This window comes from Halomonas cerina (assembly GCF_014192215.1).
Lineage (GTDB): Bacteria > Pseudomonadota > Gammaproteobacteria > Pseudomonadales > Halomonadaceae > Halomonas > Halomonas cerina.
Window position 1 is genome coordinate 246,888 of the sequence record NZ_JACHXP010000002.1, and the last position, 20,450, is coordinate 267,337.

Consider the following 20,450-nt stretch of genomic DNA (forward strand, 5'->3'; position numbering starts at 1 on the left):
AATAAAACACGAGTCAATACAAGGAGGTCGCGGGAATAGGGTGCGGGCATGAGTGAGAGCAGTGCCTGTTAATCCCCTGGAGACTCGCGAGAAGCTGATGATCATAGTGGATACGGCGCTAGCCAAGCGAGAGGCCCAGCACAACCCCATACGGGTCGGCATGATCGGGGCAGGATTCCAGGGCAGTGGTATCGGCTTGCAGATCATGACCGCGACACCCGGCATGCGCCTGTGTGCCGTAGCCAACCGCAACGTGGACTCGGCCATCGGGGTCTATGACCAGGTCGGGGTTCAGCCCACGCGTTGTGACACCCAGGGTGATCTGGAAGCAGCGATTGCGGCTGAACGTCCTGCGGTTATCGAGGATGCCGTGGCGTTGGCCAGCGCCGCGGGGCTGGATGCCATCATCGAGGTCACGGGCTCCGTGGAGTTTGCGGCCCATGCCGTGCTGGCGGCCATCGAAAGCGGCAAGCACGTCATCCAGATGAATGCCGAACTCGATGGGACCATTGGTCCGATCCTGAAGGTCAAGGCCGATCGTGCCGGCGTCGTGTACAGCTTCTCCGACGGGGATCAGCCTGGCGTCCAGATGAACCTCTACCGGTTCGTCCAGGGGTTGGGCGTGACGCCCGTTCTGTGCGGCAATATCAAGGGATTACATGACCCCTACCGCAACCCCGCCACCCAGGAGAGCTTTGCAAGACGCTGGGGACAAAAGCCTGCCATGGTCGCGTCCTTCGCCGACGGGACCAAGATATCCTTCGAGCAGGCGATCGTCGCCAATGGCACGGGGATGCAGGTGGCGCGCCGCGGCATGCTGGGACCGGATTTCTCGGGCGGTGATCCTAGCGCGCCTCAGGTACCGATTGAAGAGACCCTGAGTGCCTTCGAGGCCCATCTCGATCCGGCCGGTCCGGGGCTGGTGGACTATGTTGTGGGCGCGCGGCCCGGGCCCGGCGTGTTCGTGCTTGGGGCACACGCCCATCCCCGTCAGCAGCATTACCTTGAACTCTATAAGCTGGGGAAAGGGCCCTACTACTGTTTTTACACGCCTTACCATCTCTGCCACTTCGAGGTCCCGACGTCTGTTGCCCGCGCCGTTCTCTTCCAGGACCCGGTGCTCACCCCGGCAGGCGGCCCCCGAGTCGGGGTGATCGCGGTTGCCAAGAAAGCCCTTGCCGAGGGAGAGCAGATTCACGAGTTCGGCGGTTTCGAGGTCTACGGGGTCACGGAGAACATGGAGGTGATCCGTCGCGATAACCTGTTACCCATCGGGCTGGCCCTGGACTGCAGGCTGGCGAGAGCGGTTGACCAGGACACGCCCTTGACCTTCGATGACGTTGTCATCCCCGAAGGGCGACTGGTGGATCGTCTGTATGCCGAGCAAGAGCACGAGTTTGCTGGCCAATAAGGCGGGATGTCGCTACGAACCATGGTAGGGAAGGATAATGAAATTTCATCAGACTAACCTCAACGATGCCTGGCTGATCGAGCTAGAGCCACGCGGCGATTCTCGCGGACACTTCGCCCGCACCATGTGCCACGATGAGTTTGCCCGGCATGGCTTGATCTCGGACTTCGTGCAGCAAAACATGTCTTACTCGGCACAACGGGGCACCTTGCGGGGGTTGCACTATCAGCGACGTCCCTATGCCGAGGCGAAGCTGATACGCTGCCTGAGAGGGGCCATCGTCGATGTCATCGTCGATATCCGTGAAGACTCGTCATCCTATCTGCAACATCAGTTGTTCGAGCTGACCGACAGGAATCAGCAGCAACTGTATGTGCCACCCGGGTTCGCGCATTCCTTCCTGACGCTGAGCGATGACGTGGAAGTCAGCTATCTGGTGTCGGCACCCTATCATCCCGCCTCCGAGGATGGCCTGAGGTATTCGGATGAGGCCCTGAATATCTCATGGCCCACTCCCATTACCGTCCTTTCCGAGAAGGATGCCAACTGGCCGTTGATCAGTGAGCGTACGGAACGATTGTTCTGACCGACGGTGACGAGAAGTACCTTTTCCATTCACTCACAGTACCTTTTCCATTCACTCACAGTACCTATGCCATTCACTCACGATGTCCCTGTCATTCATCGTAGGATCGCTAGTCGAGGCATATGATGTGTTCGCCGGTAAGGCCTTGTACTTAGGGCCGAGCATATAATATCAGTGCATGAAACGTCACAGGGAATCGGACGGGGGCTAATATGACAAAAGTGATCGCTGTTATTCTTACCTATAATCGGAAGGAATTGTTACGCCAATGTCTCGATGCGGTATATTCGCAGACGACGCCGTGCGATCAGGTGTTTGTCATCGACAATGCCAGCACCGATGGTACTCAAGACATGCTAGAGGACATGCCCTATCCGGATCTCCTTATCCATAGACTGTCACAAAATCTCGGTGCTGCAGGGGGATTCAATATCGGATTTCGGCTTGCGTACCAACATGGCGCCGATTTTGTCTGGATGATGGATGATGATGTCATCCCCAAGCCTACCGCCCTGCAGCGCTTGCTTGAGGCGAATGCGTTATTGAAGACACAGGAAGTCGAGTATTCGTACTTGCTCTCCACCGCCTTCACGGAAGGGGGGCTGGTGACCAACACCCCCGAAGTCAGCCACCATAAGAACCGAATAGGTTACCATAGTTGGCCATTGCTGGCCGAACATGGGCTGGTCGCGGTGAGCCGCGGTACCTTTGTCTCGATTCTGGTACCGCGTCTGACCCTGGAAACGTCCGGGCTGCCGATCCTATCGATGTTCATCTGGGGAGAAGATGCCGAGTTCACGCTAAGAATCACCAAGACAGCGCCTGGCTTCCTGGTGGGGGCGAGTCAGGTGCTGCATGTGCGTCAGGGAAGTGGTTCGATCAGCATCCTGTCGGAAGATAATCCGGCGCGATTCAAATACTATAAACACTTCATACGCAACAATATCTATATGGCAAAACAATATAGACCCTTTCACCGACGGGTTTCCGTGTTGCTTCGCTATCTGCGTATGGCGTTTACATTGTTGGGTCGCGGTCAATACCAGAAGGCGCGTGTCGTGATGCAGGGGCTAATGGCGAGTATGTATTTCGCTCCCCATCTCGAGGCGGCCGGGGATCCCGTTGACGCCTCGCTGGTCTCCATCCAGACATTCACGCCTAGCGCCTCATCGCAGCAGAAGGCCATGACCGATGTGGATTCCCTAGCCTGACGTTCATAGTAGCAAACCAAGAAGGAAAATGGGTCATGCTCAGAAGCGTGAAAGAACTCTATCTGCTGTTGACACCCGCCCAACGATCGAAGCTCTTTAGACTGCAGATTCTGATCATCCTGATGTCATTCGCCGAGATCGCCGGTGTTGCCTCCATCGGACCGTTCATGGCGCTGGTGGGTGATATGAGCCTCCTTGAGGGGGAGGGCGTCGCCGCTGAACTTTACCGCCTCAGTGGCATCGGGCAACCCGCGGACTTCCTGTTCTGGCTGGGGATTGCCGTGCTGGCGGTGCTTGCCTTGGCTTCGGTGATCTCGATGTTCACCGTCTGGCGGCTCTGCGTATACGGTGCCCATGTCGGCGCCGAACTCGGCAACAGGCTGTATCGTTATTACATGCACCAGCCCTGGATGTTTCATGCCAACGTCAGCAGCAGCCATCTGACCAAGCAGATTTCGCAGGAAACCCTCAGGATGACGAACTTCGTCATCAGCCCGCTGATGTACATGAATGCCAAGCTCGTGATGTCGGCCTTGATGGGGGCGGCGGTCTTTCTTTATAACCCCGTGGTTGCTCTCGTCGGGATATCCATTTTTGTCATCTGCTATTTCCTTCTCTTCGTCGCGGTCAGGCGCCACCTGGCGGCCAATGGCAGGATCATCTCGGAAACCCAGTCGCTTCGCTACAAGTTGATGGCCGAAGGGTTTGGCGGGATCAAGGACGCGCTGCTGCTGGGGCGCCAGAAGACCTTCATCGATCGCTTCGAGGACCCCAGTCGTCGCTTCGCCTCCGCGGCCGGGACCAATCAGGCCATGAGCCAGGTACCGCGTTATGCCATGGAACTGGTCGCTTTCTCGAGCGTGATCTTCCTTGTCCTGTATCTGCTGGCTTCCCATCAGGGCAATCTGGGGACCATCCTGCCGGTGCTGTCCATCTATGCGCTGGCCGGCTTCAAGATCCTGCCCGCCCTGCAGAAGGTCTATTCCAGTGCTTCGTCCATCCGTGGCAACCTGGCGTCCTTCGAATCGGTGCGTGACGACCTGCACGCGAGTTCCCAGTATGCCACCGGGATGCCGGCGCGTCAGGAAAGTGGACCCGGCCAGGAGCAGTTTGTGCCCAGGCGGGCCATCACGCTTGATAACGTGGTCTTCAGCTACCCAGGCACGCGTGAGCTGGCCCTGAACGGGGTATCACTCGAGGTGCCTGCCAACCAGATGATCGGCCTTGTCGGGGCCTCTGGCTCCGGAAAGTCGACGGTGATCGATGTATTACTGGGGCTCATCGATCCTACCAGCGGGCGCATCATGATCGATGATCACCCCCTGACACCCACCAACCGGCGTGCCTGGCAGAATACCATCGGCTTCGTTCCCCAGAGTATCTATCTCTCCGATGCCAGTATCCGGGAGAACATCGCCTTCGGTCTGGCGCCCGAGGATATCGACGAAGTGAGTGTCAAGCGAGCGGCGAACATGGCGAATCTCGACGAACTGCTGGACGAGATGCCCAATGGTCTGGATACCTGTGTAGGAGAGCGGGGGGTCCAGTTATCCGGTGGCCAGCGCCAGCGGATCGGGATTGCCCGCGCGCTCTATCACGATGCCGAGGTGCTGATCCTCGATGAAGCCACCAGCGCCCTGGATGGCATTACGGAGAAGGTCATCATGGATAGCATTCATGACTTCATGGGCAAGAAGACCATCATCATGATCGCTCACCGCCTCGCCACGGTGAAGCAGTGCAATCGCATCTATCTCATGAAGGCCGGACGCGTGATCGATGCCGGCAGCTACGCCGAGCTCTCGGGCCGCAACGAGATCTTCAAGCGAATGGTGGAGCATAGTTGATACACCCTTTGACAGACGAGCTATCCTGATGTCCCTATCTTCACTGACCGATGACGAGAAGGCCCTGAGCGGTAGCATGACGGCCGGCTCGACGCTCCTGGCAAGCAATCGCCAGGCCGCGACGGCATCGTCCGGGGCCGCCCCCACGCCAAGGGGGATCGAAGTCACCACGAGCCAGATGGGGGTTCGTCCCAGTGGCGACCCGGTCACCGATCACCGCCAGCTGCAAGCTTTCCTGGACAGCATCGCCACGGATGGGGTGGCCGGCCTCATCGAGGCCGGCCATTGGTATGTCCACAAGAAACTCATCCTGCACGATGGCACCCGCCTGCGAGGGCGCGGCATGGGCCGGACCACCCTCGAGGCACGTCCCGCCGATTGGCAGCAACCTGATTATGTGCTCCTGCACCTGGACGTCGACCGGTCACTGCACCGGCATGGTGTCTTCCTTTCCGACTTCGGGGTCATCGGGGCAGACAAGCAGGCGACCGACAATGGACCTCTCCTGCGTCTGGAAGGGATGTCGGATTTTCTGCTGGAGCGCCTCCAGGTCGAGGATGCCTCGAGTTACGGGATCTTTGTCACGGGGTATGGCGTAGGGACTTTCACCAATGATATCGATGCCCCGTTCTGGAACTCGACGCATCGCGGGACCATCCGTCAGTGCCGCGCACTGCGTGGCCAGGTAGGGATCGGCTGCGAAGGGGGGGCGCAGAATGTGCTGATCATGGGAAACCACACCTCAGGCCAGACCCTGCATGGCTTTCGGTTGGCATCGGCCTACGAGACGCAACTCGTTGCCAATTCCGCCCGTGACACGCGCAATGCCTATTGGGTCGATCGTCATCGGGGCGTGCATGTGCTCTACAATACAGCACGGAAGGTAGAGCAGGGCTGCGTCTATGGGGGGTTTCATGATCAAAAGGACGGAGAGATATCCAAGGGGCTATGGATCATGGGCAACGAGTTCGACACCACCGACACCGCTATCACCGATGCCTATCATGGAGATGCCAACAAGTTTACCAATGACGTCAAGATCAAGGACAACATGCTATCCGGCGGAAATGTGCGCCTCCTCTGGACGAGGAAAGTGGATGTGCAGGGCAATTCGGGTGATGGTCGCAACGTCATCAGAACATCCCACCATGTCACCGGAATGATCGGCAATAACTTGATGCCTTTATATAATACGGCCACGGGCGTGATCGATATCGGCAATAATCTCGATCCTGGTGGCATGTAACCTTCTCCCTATAAGCCTCACCCTATAACGCGCATCCTCTACCTTCTCTTATCTGGCTTCCCCGTCGGCGGGTCCTAGTGACCGGCGATGGTCCCATACGGCTTATCGAGGTGTCCGCTTCAATTGGAACACTTCAATGTGCTCTCAGACGTGGAAGCCGAAACATCCTGGTGGCCTGATGATGATACTCCTTGCGCCGCGAAGCTTGCCGATACACTCGATGGTCAAGCTGATCCGGCCTCACCAGTACCTCAAGAACGGCTTTGTACTTATCGGGCCACTGTTTGCCCACCAATGGGATCCGCTCACGCTGCTCCAGGCGTGCCTGGCCTTTTTCGCCTTCTGCTGCATGGCCAGTGCGGTGTATGTCCTTAACGATATCATGGATATCGAGGCCGACCGGGCACATCCTGTCAAGTGCACACGCCCGCTGCCCAATGGTCAGCTGACGTTGACCTTTGCCAGGACGTTGATGACAGGACTCGCCCTGGCGAGTGTGGTGCTTGCGCTGTCGGTGAGCCTCTGGGCGACCCTGTTCGTTGTCACCTACTTGCTCATCAATGTTCTCTACTCCTGGCGACTCAAGCATGTGGTGATCCTGGATGTCTTCCTCATCGCATCGGGATTCATGCTGCGCCTCCTGGCCGGCACCGTGGGTCTGGGAATTGCCCCGTCGGCCTGGCTGCTGCTGTGTGGTCTGATGGTGACGCTGTTTCTGGGCTTCACTAAACGGCGTGCCGAACTGCTGATGCTGGAGACTACCGAACATGGCCACAGTGGGCTGACACGCCGGGTGCTGGATGACTACAGTCCCGCCATGCTCGAGCAATTCATCGCCGTGACCGCCGCCTGCACGGTCCTGGCGTACGGCCTCTACACGGTCTCCCCGCAGACGATTGCCCTGCACGGGAGCGACGGCCTGATCTATACCCTGCCCTTCGTGGTGTATGGCATCTTTCGCTACCTCTACCTGCTGCATAATCGGGCCAAGGGTAACGATACGGCCAGGGATCTGATCACCGACCACCATCTGCTGGTCACCGTCGCTGCCTGGGTGGGTTCCACCTTCTGGGTTCTCGCATGACCGCCGTAGTGAATCATCTGGAGGGCTGGCGACTTCGCGCCTTGGTCTTGTCCATCGTCGCCGCCATGGCGGGCTATCTGGCCTTTTCCCTGTGGGGCGGTTGGGACGATGTGGTGGCGGCCTTCGTGCAGATCGGCGTGATGGGGACGCTGGTGGCCTTGAGCATGTCGCTGGTCAACTACGGGCTGCGCTTCGTGCGCTGGCAGCTCTACCTCGCGCAGCTGGACCATCGAGTGGCCTGGCGGCCGAGCCTGCGGATCTATCTCAGTGGTTTTGCCCTGACCACCACCCCCGGCAAGGCCGGGGAAGCCTTCCGTGGCGTGTTGCTCAAGCAGCACGGCGTGCCATTCCCCACGACCTTCGCGGCCTTCATCAGCGAGCGCCTGTCTGATCTGGTGGCCATCGTCCTGCTGACGCTGGTGGGGCTGGCCCAGTATCCGCCGGCGCGTGGCCTGGTGCTGGCCGGCGTGGCGGGGATTGTCGTGATCGTGCTCTGCCTATCCAACCAGAGGCTGTTGACCCGTCTTGGCCATTGGGCAAGTGGCCGGCAGGATAGAGGCGCGCGGATGGTCGCTCATACCCTCCACATGCTTGGCAACGCACGACGCTGCCATCGCCCCGGCCTGTTGGCCGTGGCCTCGGTCATCAGTGTCGTGGCTTGGGGCGCCGAAGCCCTGGCCTTTCACTGGATTCTGGTGTGGCTGGGGGCCGATGTCTCGCTGGCGTTCGCGGTCTTCGTGTATGCCCTGTCGATGCTGGCCGGCGCGTTGAGCTTCCTGCCCGGCGGGCTCGGTGGGGCCGAGGCCGTGATGGTGTCACTCCTGGTCCTCAAGGGACTCACCATGCCGATGGCCATCGCAGCCACGGTGTTCATCCGTCTGGCGACCCTCTGGTTTGCCGTGATGCTGGGGCTGTTGGCCCTGATCCTCAGCCGTCATGGGGAGCCGGAAGCCATATGAGGGCGCCCCAGTCTTGGAATCGTCTGCCGCGTGTTGCCCCCGAGAAGGTGCTGGTCCTGAGTCAGCGCTCATGCGCGTTGCCAAGCATGGCACCGAGACCGCTGCTGCCTTATGGCAATGGCCGTAGCTACGGCGATGTGTGCCTGAATGATCATGGCACCCTGCTGGTGACACGCGGGCTGGATCGCTTCATCGACTTCGATCCGCAGACCGGCCTGTTGCGCTGCGAGGCGGGGATGACCCTGGCCGAGGTCCTGGCACTGGTGGTGCCGCAGGGCTGGTTCTTACCCAGCACGCCAGGCACACGTCAGGTCACGGTCGGGGGGGCCGTCGCCAATGATGTACACGGCAAGAACCATCACGCCGTGGGTAGCTTCGGTCACCATGTGCGCGCCCTGGAGCTGCTGCGCAGCGACGGTGAGGTGATCACGTGCGGTCCCGGCCGGGCCGACGCCTGGTTTGCAGCAACGGTCGGCGGGCTGGGCCTGACGGGACTGATTCGCTGGGTCGAACTACAGCTGATGCCGATTCAGACTCCCTGGATGTGGGTGGAGTCGCAACGCTTTGCCAACCTGGAAGCCTTCTGGCCGCTCAATCGTCGTGCCGAGGCCCGCTGGCCCTACACGGTGGCCTGGATCGATTGCCTGGCCAAGGGCAAGGCGCGCGGACGCGGCATCCTGCTGGCCGGGCAGCATGCCCCACCCCAGGCCACCCCTCCCTCCTTCAAGGAGGGCTGCAAGCGGGTGCCCATCGATCCACCGTTGTCGCTGGTTAACCGGCTCAGTCTCAAGGTCTTCAATGCGCTCTATTACCGACAGCCGGTCAAGCCCCAGGGCGGGCTGAGCCACTACGTGCCGTACTTCTATCCGCTGGACGCCATCCAGGACTGGAACCGCATCTACGGACGCCGGGGCTTCTACCAGTACCAGTGCGTGCTGCCGCCCGAGGCGGCCGAGGCGGCCACGGCGGCGCTGCTCGACACCGTCGCCCGACGCGGTGAGGGCTCCTTTCTGGCGGTGCTCAAGACCTTCGGGCGCAAGCCTTCGGTGGGCATGCTGTCCTTCCCGCGCCCCGGTACCACCCTGGCCCTGGACTTTCCCAATCGGGGCGACAAGACCCTGCGCCTGCTCGATGACCTGGATGCCATCGTATGCGAGGCGGGGGGCGCCCTGTATCCCGGCAAGGATGCCCGCATGCCGGCCAGGCTCTTCCAGTCGGGCTTCCCGCAATGGGAAGCCTTCAGTCGTTTCATCGATCCCGCCTTCTCCTCACGCTTCTGGCAGCGAGTCACTTCTGGCAACGAGTAACATCATGAATTCACTGAAGCGCGTCGTCATTATCGGGGCCACCTCCACCATCGCCGAGCATACCGCTCGACAACTGGTCGAGAAGGGGGCCTCGCTGTATTGCATCGGGCGTAACCCGGACAAGCTCCAGGCTCTGCTCCAGGATCTCAAGGTCCGTGCCGGAGATAACCAGCGTATCGACGGTTGCGTGGCCGACTTGCTGGACGTCGATCGGCATGACGCCTTGATCGAGACCGCCGAGCAGGCGCTAGGGGGCATGGATGCGGTGCTCATCGCCCATGGCACCCTGCCCGATCAGCAGGCCTGCCAGCGCGACGTGGCGCTGATGCGTCGGGAGGTCGAGACCAACGCCCTCAGTGTGATCAGCCTGCTGACTCTGCTGGGCAACCGTTTCGAGCAACAAGGTGCCGGCGTGATCGCCGCGATCGGGTCGGTCGCCGGCAACCGGGGGCGACAGAGCAACTATGTCTATGGCGCCGCCAAGGGCATGGTCGCGATCTTCCTTCAGGGGCTTCGAAACCGGCTGGCCGCGCATGGCGTCGATGTGGTCACGCTCAAGCCGGGATTCGTCGCGACTCCCATGACGGCCGACTTCGACCGCTCCGGGCCGCTATGGGCGCAGCCGCAGGACGTGGCCCGGGGTATCATCAAGGCCATGATCCACGGACGGGGAGAGACCTACCTGCCAGGGTTCTGGCGCTGGATCATGTTGGTCATCACGCATATCCCCGAGCCCTTGTTCAAGCGGATGACCCTATGACACAAGAATCTCCCCCCGTGGCCTTCTTCGATTTCGATGGCACCCTGACTCGGGGCGACACCCTGATGCCCTTCCTGAAGCATGTCGTTGGCAGCCGTGTCTACTATGCCAAGCTGGTCAGGCTCAGTCCGGTGCTCGCGGGCTATTGCATAAAGCTGATGCGCAATGATGTGGCCAAGCAGATCGTGCTCGAGCGGTATCTGACAGGCTATACGCTGGAGGAACTCTCCATCTGGGGAAAGACCTTCAGTGAGGAAATCATCCCGACGATGATTCGCAAGGAAGGCATAACACGATTGCGGTGGCATCAGTCACAGGGACACGACTGCGTACTGGTCAGCGCCTCGCTGGACAGCTACCTGAGGCACTGGGCTCAGGGACAGGGGTTCACGGCGTCGATCACCTCGTCGTTGGCCGGTGATGCGGCCGGTATCGTGCAGGGCAAGGTCGAGGGCAGAAACTGCTATGGCGAAGAGAAGGCAACCAGGGTACGAGCGTGGCTCGAGAGCCGCCGCCCCCAGTGCAGCTATGCGTATGGCGACTCGGTGGGGGATCTTCCCCTGTTGTCGCTGGCGGACCATGGTTTCCTGTGGAGCCGCCGAGCTCGACAGTTTGTTATCGTGTGATCGGGGAGAGAAACATGGCAAAAGGCTATGCGCGTGCGGTGGTGTATCTCCTAATCCTGTCGAGCGTGATGCTGGCAGCGACCGGTGTTGTGTATGGCTATTCCTACTGGTGGGATGAGCTCTATTCCGTGGCCGCGGCCGAACTTGGCGTGGGGCCGATGTTTCGCTTCCTGGTGCTTCCCGATGTGCATCCACCGCTGTATCAACTGGTATTGAACCTGTGGATCAAGGTGGCGGGCTCCGGTGAGCAAATGGTCAGGGCATTGAGTTTCCTCTTTGCGATATCTGCCCTGGCGGCGTTCTGGTGGTGGGCCAGCAAGCGCCTCACACCGGTCGCCAAGTATACGCTGCTGGTCTTCTTCGCGACCTGCATCCTGTTTCCCTACTATGCCCAGGAAGCTCGCTCCTATGCCATGATGCTGCTCCTCTCCACCCTGGCCAGCCTCGCTTATCTGGAGCGGTTGGCACACAGTGGGCGAGCCGGGACGCGTCTGGGGTATTACGCCTTACTCGGGGCGCTGTCACTGACCCATTATTTCGGTTTTATATATGCCGGGGTGATCCTTCTGTTCACGCTGTACGAGAACCGAGGCGATGCGCGGCGCGCGATCGAGACGGTCGTCGTGGGCCTGATGTGCCTGATATGGCCGATCCTGCACGTTGTGTATGGCGGCATCGGCGAGAAGTCCGGCGATAACTTCTGGATCGAGTCCAATGGCGTGCAGTCGACGCTGTTCCACTTCTCCGATGGCATGCTGCCTCATCTCAACTACTTGGCCAGGTTGTTGTCGGGCACGGCCACCGAGTACGTGACCGCCGTCCTGATAGTCGCCTTGCTGAGTGGTGCCGCGCTACTGGCCCGGCGGGCGCCGGAAGTCAGGGAGGCCGGTACGGGGCCGGGCCTGTGGCGCCGGATGATTGCATTGCTGACGGGCTTTCTTGTCGTGATCGCGCTGGTGGACTACCACTCGCCGATCTCGACACCGAGAAACTTCATCGTGCTGTTGCCGGTGGTGTCCCTCCTGGTGGGCCTGACCGCTTCCGGTCTCAAGCGCGCAGGGGTCAAACACGTGGTGGCCCTCGTCGCCCTGGGAGGCATCGCCAATCTGGCGGTCGCCTCGCTGGAGGTCACCCGCAAGATCCATCCCGACCAGAACCACAAAGCCGCGGTGGCCTTCATCGAAGAGCAGCGCGACGCGGGTGACCCCGTCTATTACCTGGACCGTGGGGGGAGCATGAGGGAGGTGCAGCATCTCGTGGCGAGCTTCTATTTCAACGAGGAGGTTCCGCTGGCGCCTATCGCTATCGGCCAGGTCGCCACCCTCGCTCCCCCCTACTATGTGCTCATGCAGCACCATGGACATAACCTCGACCGCGTACTGGCCGACATCGCCCGGCGGGGCATCGCGGTGGAGGCCTTCGTACCCCAGAACAACGAGAGTGTGGCCGTGGTATACGTCGAAGGTCGTGACACCCACCGCCCGAGGCACAGAGCGCCCATGGCGGCACCCGCGGCCAGGATGCTGGTTCGACGGTCGTCGGCGCCAGGGCCGTGATGGCCCGCTATCCACTTACCTGGGTGCCGAGATCCCTCCAGGCAGTGCGGCTGTCCAAGAGCGCCATTGGCAGTAGATGAGCGGTCACCAGGATATGAAATACCCCAGTCTGGTACCTGCTTATGAGCTGGTAATGGGCTGCTCGCCAGGGGGAGATCACCCCCGCTCGATCAGCAATCAGTCAGAATAAATCCTTTCAAGACAACGCATTGCCTCTTTTACCCTCGACAGGGAACGGAGGGGCAGAGTGTGAGTGTATTAATACCTGAGGTAGTGAGAAATAACAGTTACGCAGAATCAGGGTCCTCTGAGTAACCTTATGTAGCCAAGACTTGGTTTTTGTAACCAAGCGTAAGTGGTTATACAGGAAGGGGCACGGTCTGAGGGAACACCGACATAACCTCTCGGGCGGTAGCGTGGTCGGACGGGCGGGGCGTGACCCCACTCCGGATTCCATGACCTGGTAGCAAGCTGGCCCACTGGTACCTCCTTGATTCCAGGTTACCTAACAGCATTAAGGCAAAGGGGACTCAACATGAAATCGAAAGCTCGCACTCACTGCCTGGCAGTCGCGCTCCTGCCCTTGGGGCTATTGACTGGCTGTGCCCTGGCGCCCGGAGGGCATATCGACTACGAGCCCCGGGAGACCGTATCACTCGATGAGCAGGTGGATATCGTCTCCATTACCCCCCGGCTGGTCGCCAACTACCGTCAACAGATGGGAGCGGTCACCGCCAAGAGCATGTCCCCTGATCTGGAGAAGGAAATCCAGGATTACCAATACTACGTTGGCCCGGGTGACGTGCTGAATATCGTCGTCTATGACCATCCCGAGCTCACCATACCGGCGGGTGGAGAGCGTAGTGCCGAAGAGGCGGGCACGATCGTTCATGCCAATGGATCCATCTACTACCCCTATATCGGCAGTATCAACGTCGAAGGCAAGACCGTGAACCAGATCCGCGACATCCTGACGCGTCGTCTGGCGACCTATATTGCCGATCCGCAAGTCGAGGTCAGCGTGGCGGCCTTCCGGTCGAAGAAGGTCTATGTGAGTGGCGCCGTGACCAACCCGGGCACCCAGCCCATCACCAATGTGCCGTTGACCGTCCTGGATGCCATCAGTCAGGCGGGTGGGGCCAACGAGCAAGCCAATTGGCATGAGGTGACCCTGGCCAGAAACGGCGTCGAAATCGACTTGTCTCTCTACGAGATGCTCAAGAATGGCGACATGACGCAGAATTATCTGATGAAACCGGGCGACGTCCTGCATGTCGCCGATGCCGAGAACCAGAACATCGCCGTCTTGGGGCAGGTGCGCAACCCCGGCAATATCCCGGCCGGCGTCGAGCGACTTAGCCTCACGGATGCCCTGGCACGTGCTGGCGGCGTGGTCGAGTCACGCGCAGAGCCTTCAGGTATCTTCGTGATCCGCGGTAAGCCGACGGGTAGCGAGAAGATGGCCACTGTCTATCAGCTGGACATCAGCAACGCGGTTGCCTTGAACATGGGAAGCTACTTCCCACTCGAGCCGCAGGATGTGGTGTATGTGACCTCCGCGCCGCTGGCACGCTGGAACAACGTGATCAGCCTGCTGCTGCCCTCCATCAGCCTGCCAGGTACCGTCGCCGATACCTCCACCGACGTGGGTGACCTGTAGCCACGAAGGCCGAGTGACGTGACAACCCTGGAATGACAAGACGATCCGCCCCCGGGAGATTGACGTTGATCATCTCGGGGGCAGGAAGGTTGCCATGATTCACTTTGTGACGACACCAGGGAAACCGAAGAACGACGTCGCCATCGTGAGCCACAGCTGAAGAGCCTGAAAGTTAACCCGGTTGCCGAATATCGAAGTCTGCGAGTCACGGTTCGGCGAACCCGTTCAGGGATAAAGGAAAATGACCAGTCTTATTCCAGGTAGCTCCATGTCTCAAGTCAACAATGTTCCGGTGTCACAGGGGAGTGGCCCACCGGGAGAGGAAAACGTGGAGCTGGGCAGGATGATCGGCCTGCTGCTCGACAACAAGTGGAAGATCGCGCTGTTGACCGCGCTGTTCGGCGTGGGCGGCATCATCTATTCACTGCTGGCGACGCCTATCTATCAGGGTGACGCCCTGGTTCAGGTGGAGCAGGCGGGGCCACGCAATGGCGCGGATGAAATCGCGGCCATGCTGACCGAAGAGCAACCCAGAACCGCGGCGCAGATGGAAATACTGCGTTCGCGCATGATCATCGGGCGAGCGGCAAGTCAGGTCAAGTTGGATATCGGTGTCAGCCCCGTGACGTTCCCGGTGGTAGGGGATGCCATCATTCGTCATCAGATTCCACGACCCGCGTTTGCCGAAGGTCGTCCGGAAGTATGGGGAGGCGAAAGCCTCAGCGTCGAGGCGCTGAGTGTTGCCCCCGAGCTGGTCAATCAGCCCCTGATGCTGGAAGTCATGGAAGGCAACGGCTATCGGGTCATGGATATCGAGGAGAACGTCCTGGCAACCGGGAGGGCAGGACAGCTGGTCAAGGTGGACGAGCCCTGGATGGAGATCAGAGTCAGTGAGATCCAGGCGCCGGCGGGAGCGAGGTTCAATCTTGTCAAGCGAAGCCAAGGATCCGCCATTGCCAATCTCAAGTCACGTTTCAGCGTGCTGCAGAAAGGGGAGAGCGATACCGGCGTGCTGGAGCTTATCCTGATCGGGAGTAACCCGGCTGAGGTGGAAGGCTCACTGGATGCCATCACCGAAGTGTACCTGGCCCAGAACGTGGCACGCCAGGCGGCCGAGGCAGAGAAGAGCCTGGCCTTTCTCGATGAGCAGCTACCCAAGGTCCGCGATCAGCTGGTAGCCGCGGAAAACCGCCTGAATAGCTATCGATCTCAACAGGAAAGTGTCGATCTGACCCAGGAAACGCAGAACGTTCTCACCGGTGTGGTCAATCTGGAAAGTCAATTGAATGAGTTGGAGATGCAGGAATCGGAACTCCAGCGTCGCTTCACGCCCAATCACCCGGTGTATGCGGCCCTGCTCGACAAGAAGGCGCAGCTCCAGCGGGAGTTGGCTAACCTGGATGAGCGTACCAGCAGCCTGCCGGAAACCCAGCAGCAGATTCTGAGAATGACCCGCGATGTGGAAGTCACTCAGCAGATCTATGTGCAGCTGCTCAACCGTATGCAGGAACTCAACATCGCCAAGGCGGCAACCGTGGGTAATGTGCGGATCATCGACTTCGCCATGGTGCGCCCGTCGCCGATCAAGCCGAAGACCGCCTTGATCGTGATCGTTGCCATGCTCGTCGGCCTGATGTTGACGGTCAGCTTCATCCTGCTGAGAGGACTGCTCAATAAGGGAATCGAGAGCGCCGACCAGCTCGAGGATCTCGGCCTGCCGGTATACGCCACGGTCCCGCGCTCCAACGACCAGATGAAACTCGTCAAGCGCATCAAGTATCGAAACGACCAGACGAGTAAGCATGCCATCGGCAGCTTCCTGGCTAAGCTCTATCCCACCGACATGGCCGTCGAGGCGATCCGGGGACTGCGTACCAGCCTGCATTTTGCCATGATGGATGCCCCCAATAACTGCATCATGATCACGGGGCCGAGCCCAGGCATCGGGAAAAGCTTCGTCAGCATCAACCTTGCCTTCGTCTGCGCCCAGGCCGGCCAGAAAGTCCTGGTGATCGATGCCGACATGCGCAAAGGTAGCCTGCACGTGACCTTCAATGACCGCTCGGAAGCCGGCCTGTCCGAGGTGATCTCCGGCAAGCTAGACCTGCAGCATGCCGTGCGAGGCAGCGATGTGCCCGGACTGTACTACATGTCGCGTGGGGTGGCGCCGCCCAACCCTTCGGAGCTGCTCATGAAACAGAGCTTCTCGGAGTTGATCGACGAGGTCAGCAAGGACTACGACCTGGTATTCATCGATACGCCGCCTATCCTGGCGGTCACCGATGCGGCCATCATCGGCAAGGTCGCCGGAACATCGCTGCTGGTGGCACGCTTCGGTGTCAATCCGCCCCGTGAAATCAAGATCGCCGTGCGCCGGCTCGAGAATACCGGTATTCAGGTGAGAGGGTGCATTCTCAATGCCATCGAACGCACCGCCGCCATCAGCTACGGGTACGGCTATTACAGCTATTCCTACAAGTAGTCGCTGGTGCCGGCGTGCGCCTGCCTGATGGTGCGACCCCTTCTTCCGTGCCGATTCTTTCTTACCCTGGAGGCAAGAGGCTAATCGGAAAAGCGGAAGAAGGGGGCGTCGACAAAAAACAACAGTGACTCAACAGGCGCCATATGAAACCTTCTCCGATCACTGTCAGACAACCACAACAACGACAGGATATGTGTGATCGACGCGATGATGCGAACAGGCAGGATAGTCGTGACATGTACCTCGACCCATGATCGTCTCGAGTCCCTGTTCTATGCGGTAACGTCGATACTGCGGCAGTCGGTTCAACCGGACGTGATCTATATCAACCTGCCTAAGTTGTCACTCCGAGACAGGCAAGGTGACGCGCAGGGCATCATCGATATCCCGGAATGGCTTGATCATGAGCTGATTGAAGCCAGATACATGAATACCCCTGGGCCTTATCAAAAACTGATTTCCGTCTATGAGGTGGTATCACCGAACGATCTGGTGATTACCATCGATGACAATGTCATCTATCAGAGGGAGTGGTTGGCCAAGGTCGTGACGGCGGCAGAACGGTATCCGAATGCCGTAATCTGTGGTAGGGCCCGTGTGATAAGTCAGAATGTCCTGGGGCGGTGGAAAAGCTACCACCGTTGGCCCTATGTTCATCATATCACCTATGCCTTCTGGATACTTCCTGTCGGTTGTGCCGGTATTGCCTATCGGAAATCATTATTGTGTGAAGCCTTCCTGCGCGACAGGCAGTGCCTGCCAATGGCATCGGTCAATGAAGATCTGTGGTTTCGCACGGCCAGCCTTCTCGAAGGGGCTTATGTCTACGTGGATCCCAAGCTGAATACGGGCAATATCGTATTGTCGAACAACGAGCTGCCGATCAAGGCAGTCCCGTCGCTCAAGAGCCAGTCGCGGCTGAAAAGGGCATGGCTCGCTGTCAAGCTTTCCGCCCTCGGCTATTTTGGCGCCGAGATTGGAAAGAGTGACAAGGCCTGGCGAACCGTGAATCAGTACCTGTTGCATTACTGTGCCATGTCAGACCCTTTTCGTGACGATATCGATGAAGGGCGTGACAGGCGCATCGTTAAAAAGAAATACCCATCAAGGATCAAGTAAGAGCGACTTTCTAAACTCCCAGCATTGGTGAGTGCCGGGGGCAAGGCGAAGCGAGGGTCCTTTGCCATGGATGGCAAAGGTAGCGCCCAAGGAAGGGTTTACAGCGCCCTCGCGAAGGCTTGCCGACGGAAAAGCCCACTCTATCTGAGTGGATTTTGAAAGGAGTCGTAAGTATATCTCCTCGCTATCAATCGATCGGTGGACATGCCATGAGATACGCATCCCGGGCATCTGATATCAATAGTCTTCGCGGTGGGCTGAAACATATCCATGGTATCGGCACCCTGGAGCTATGTGCGATCACCCTGTTCATCTACCTGTATGTGCTCAGCCCGTATTTCGATGTCGGCGGCCTGGTGATACATGGCGGCATGCTGGCCATGCTCATGTTCTTCGGGGCCCACCCCGTGCTCCCCTTGAAGGCCATCCAGCAGCGGGCCATGGTTCTGACGCTCATCGGATTCTGTCTGTTTGCAGCCTATAACTTGCTGGTCTCCATCTTCTATAGTCATATCTTCAGTACCACCTACCTGACCTACACCATTCAGCTTGTCTTCTATGTCCTGCTTGGGTTTTCCATCGGCCTGTACATGAACGAGAAGGGGATGGACCTGGACCAGACCTTGACCTTGTTCTTCCGCTTGACCGTATTCGTGGTCTTCGTCAATGCGGTAATCGTACTGCTGGAGTATTTCTTCCCGCCCGTCAGGACCTTCATCGAGTCCTTCCTCTACTTGGCCGATGATTCCAATATCGACTATCTGACCCGTGAGTTTCGCCTGCGCGGCATTGCGTCCGGGGGGGCGGCGAACCTGTCGCTGTTCCATGGGGCGACCCTCGTATTGCTTCAGGCCCTGTACATCAAGAAGAAAGTCGGTTTCGGCTTCTTTGCCGTGGCGACGGCGATCATCTTCACGTCCCTGCTGTTCATTGGCAGGACAGGAATCCTGGTGGGCCTCATCGGCACGCTCCTGTTCCACGCCCTCAATCTCGCCTTCTCGAAGGAAACATTATCTTTGAGGCGGGTATTGCTTTACATCAGTCTTGTGCTCCTGGTGGTGATGGCGCCCGCCGTCTTCTCCATGCTGTTCCCCGATAGCCTGCTGGGCTACTCCCTCAGCTTCTTCTACGAGGGCACCCAAGGGTTACAGGAGGAAGGCACCGTCGGCTCGGTCCTTAGCATGTTCCAGATGTCCACGGAGTGGCAAAAGCTGATGTTCGGCATCGGCACACATTCCGGAGGGTTTGAATTCGGTGGCCGCTCGGATTCCGGCTACATGAAGATGTTCACGGCACTGGGTATTCCCATGGCCATCATGTTCTATGTGTTCCTCCTGCTGCTTGCCCGGCATGTCCTGACGATGACCCATTACAAGAGCCTGTGGATCGTCTTCCTGGCGGTGATGTTCATCGCCGAGATCAAGGAACCGTTCATCTTCAAGGGCTACAGCGCGCGTCTGCTCTGGCTGGTGATCGGGATCGGCCTCTGTTATAGCCTCAGCTCACCGTTTTCCGACGACTCCCGCACGAGGCGGTAGCGAGGCGTCTGATCTCGTCAAGCCAGGTATCGAGCCTCAGGTAATACAACAGACGTCATAGAGTGCGCGTTATACAACAACCATCGGGAGGTGGAGCTTGGATCCCTTTATCAGCGTGGTCATTCCCGTCTATAACAAGGTGCAGTACATTGATCGTGCCGTCACCTCAGTCCTGGCGCAGTCTTACCCCAACTTCGAGCTGCTACTAATCGACGATGCCTCCACCGACGGCAGCCCGGAGAAGATACGGCGCTACACCGATGGCCGCATCCGCGTGCTGTCACGCACCGAGCCGGGGCCGGGGGGGTACGCGGCCAGGAACCTGGGGATTCGCGAGGCCAGAGGGACCTGGGTCGCGTTTCTCGATGCCGACGACAGCTGGATGCCCGACCACCTGGAGCATGCGGTCAAGCTCATTGAACGCCACCCAGGGATCCCGGTCGTCAGCAGCGCCCGTCTCTCCAGTACGGCCGGCAAGGAAACGCTGGATCCCTTCGCCCGGCGGTATCGGGAAGGCGGCGAACAGATACTGGGCCTTGCCGACTACTTGCGCGAGGCCTGCGAGGGCCGGCGGGCCATCGGGCCCAACTCGGTGCTGATCCACCGCGAGAGCCTGCCCGACCCCTATGTCTTCCCGGAAGGTCGCACCCAGCGTTCCGGTGACCTCTATGCCTGGGTCGCATTGATGGCGCGGTTGAAGACCCTGGTATGGTCCCCCCATGTGGCCTCCGTTTCCTATCGTGACGTGGTGGGCGTCTCGCGTACCTCGTCGCCCTCCATCCAGCTGTTTCGCGACATGGTCTCGGAACTGGCCCCCACCGCCAACCGGGAGGAAACGCTCCAGCTCAAGCGCTATGCCAACCAGATGATCAAGTACGCCTGGCTGCAGAACCGGCGCAACCGGGTCGCCGTGCCACTCTCCCTGCTGCCGTCTGCGTTCTTCTGGAAGCACGACATGACGTACTGCCTGAAATGGAGTGCGATTTCCCTGGTTCCGGTTGGCATCCTGGAATATCTGCATAAGCGCGTGTCACCCATCACGCGTGCCAATGCCTGAG

16 protein-coding genes are annotated in these 20,450 nt (G+C 59.4%); all 16 read left to right on the forward strand.

The genetic code is table 11. The features are described 5' to 3' along the window. Positions 1 to 97: 97 nt before the first annotated feature. The 16 genes from FHR94_RS03045 to FHR94_RS03120 all read left to right on the forward strand — a co-directional run bounded on the left by FHR94_RS03045 (position 98) and on the right by FHR94_RS03120 (position 20,449). The gene (locus tag FHR94_RS03045) at positions 98 to 1,411 is read left to right on the forward strand and encodes an NAD(P)H-dependent oxidoreductase (protein ID WP_183324146.1); all 1,314 of its coding nucleotides are present in this window, start codon (positions 98 to 100) and stop codon (positions 1,409 to 1,411) included. A gap of 37 nt (positions 1,412 to 1,448) precedes the next feature. Continuing rightward, positions 1,449 to 1,997 carry a dTDP-4-dehydrorhamnose 3,5-epimerase gene (rfbC, locus tag FHR94_RS03050; RefSeq protein ID WP_183324147.1) on the forward strand — a complete coding sequence of 183 codons (549 nt, stop codon included), beginning with the start codon at positions 1,449 to 1,451 and terminating at the stop codon, positions 1,995 to 1,997. Between the two features lie 212 nt (positions 1,998 to 2,209). Further along, entirely contained in the window at positions 2,210 to 3,208 is a 999-nt protein-coding gene (locus FHR94_RS03055) for a glycosyltransferase family 2 protein (RefSeq protein WP_183324148.1), read from the forward strand. A 35-nt stretch (positions 3,209 to 3,243) separates the two neighbouring features. Beyond that, positions 3,244 to 5,055, forward strand: a complete 1,812-nt coding sequence (locus FHR94_RS03060) for an ABC transporter ATP-binding protein (protein ID WP_183324149.1) — start codon at positions 3,244 to 3,246, stop codon at positions 5,053 to 5,055. Between the two features lie 28 nt (positions 5,056 to 5,083). Continuing rightward, a complete protein-coding gene (locus tag FHR94_RS03065) occupies positions 5,084 to 6,301 on the forward strand; it encodes a right-handed parallel beta-helix repeat-containing protein (protein WP_183324150.1) in 1,218 nt (405 codons plus the stop codon). A gap of 220 nt (positions 6,302 to 6,521) precedes the next feature. Then, positions 6,522 to 7,385: a decaprenyl-phosphate phosphoribosyltransferase gene (locus tag FHR94_RS03070; protein ID WP_221188339.1), complete on the forward strand. Its 864-nt coding sequence runs from the start codon at positions 6,522 to 6,524 to the stop codon at positions 7,383 to 7,385. Continuing rightward, positions 7,382 to 8,344: a lysylphosphatidylglycerol synthase transmembrane domain-containing protein gene (locus FHR94_RS03075; protein WP_183324151.1), complete on the forward strand. Its 963-nt coding sequence runs from the start codon at positions 7,382 to 7,384 to the stop codon at positions 8,342 to 8,344. Before FHR94_RS03070 ends, FHR94_RS03075 begins: the two co-directional genes overlap by 4 nt. 86 nt (positions 8,345 to 8,430) lie before the next feature. Then, positions 8,431 to 9,651 carry an FAD-binding oxidoreductase gene (locus tag FHR94_RS03080; RefSeq protein WP_246389797.1) on the forward strand — a complete coding sequence of 407 codons (1,221 nt, stop codon included), beginning with the start codon at positions 8,431 to 8,433 and terminating at the stop codon, positions 9,649 to 9,651. Positions 9,652 to 9,655: 4 nt separating this feature from the next. Next, a complete protein-coding gene (locus tag FHR94_RS03085) occupies positions 9,656 to 10,411 on the forward strand; it encodes an SDR family oxidoreductase (RefSeq protein WP_183324153.1) in 756 nt (251 codons plus the stop codon). Further along, the gene (locus FHR94_RS03090; RefSeq protein ID WP_183324154.1) at positions 10,408 to 11,037 is read left to right on the forward strand and encodes an HAD-IB family hydrolase; all 630 of its coding nucleotides are present in this window, start codon (positions 10,408 to 10,410) and stop codon (positions 11,035 to 11,037) included. The genes FHR94_RS03085 and FHR94_RS03090 overlap by 4 nt, the downstream gene beginning before the upstream one ends. Before the next feature lie 14 nt (positions 11,038 to 11,051). Beyond that, complete coding sequence (locus tag FHR94_RS03095) at positions 11,052 to 12,593, forward strand: glycosyltransferase family 39 protein (RefSeq protein ID WP_183324155.1); 1,542 nt, start codon at positions 11,052 to 11,054, stop codon at positions 12,591 to 12,593. Positions 12,594 to 13,128: 535 nt separating this feature from the next. Then, positions 13,129 to 14,253 (forward strand): polysaccharide export protein, encoded by a 1,125-nt coding sequence (locus tag FHR94_RS03100; protein WP_183324156.1) that lies wholly within the window; start codon positions 13,129 to 13,131, stop codon positions 14,251 to 14,253. Between the two features lie 268 nt (positions 14,254 to 14,521). Next, complete coding sequence (locus FHR94_RS03105; protein WP_183324213.1) at positions 14,522 to 16,735, forward strand: polysaccharide biosynthesis tyrosine autokinase; 2,214 nt, start codon at positions 14,522 to 14,524, stop codon at positions 16,733 to 16,735. 195 nt (positions 16,736 to 16,930) lie between these two features. Further along, a complete protein-coding gene (locus FHR94_RS03110) occupies positions 16,931 to 17,854 on the forward strand; it encodes a glycosyltransferase (protein WP_183324157.1) in 924 nt (307 codons plus the stop codon). 119 nt (positions 17,855 to 17,973) lie between these two features. Beyond that, the gene (locus FHR94_RS03115; RefSeq protein WP_183324158.1) at positions 17,974 to 19,392 is read left to right on the forward strand and encodes a hypothetical protein; all 1,419 of its coding nucleotides are present in this window, start codon (positions 17,974 to 17,976) and stop codon (positions 19,390 to 19,392) included. Between the two features lie 97 nt (positions 19,393 to 19,489). Beyond that, entirely contained in the window at positions 19,490 to 20,449 is a 960-nt protein-coding gene (locus FHR94_RS03120; protein ID WP_183324159.1) for a glycosyltransferase family 2 protein, read from the forward strand. Position 20,450 lies beyond the last annotated feature (1 nt).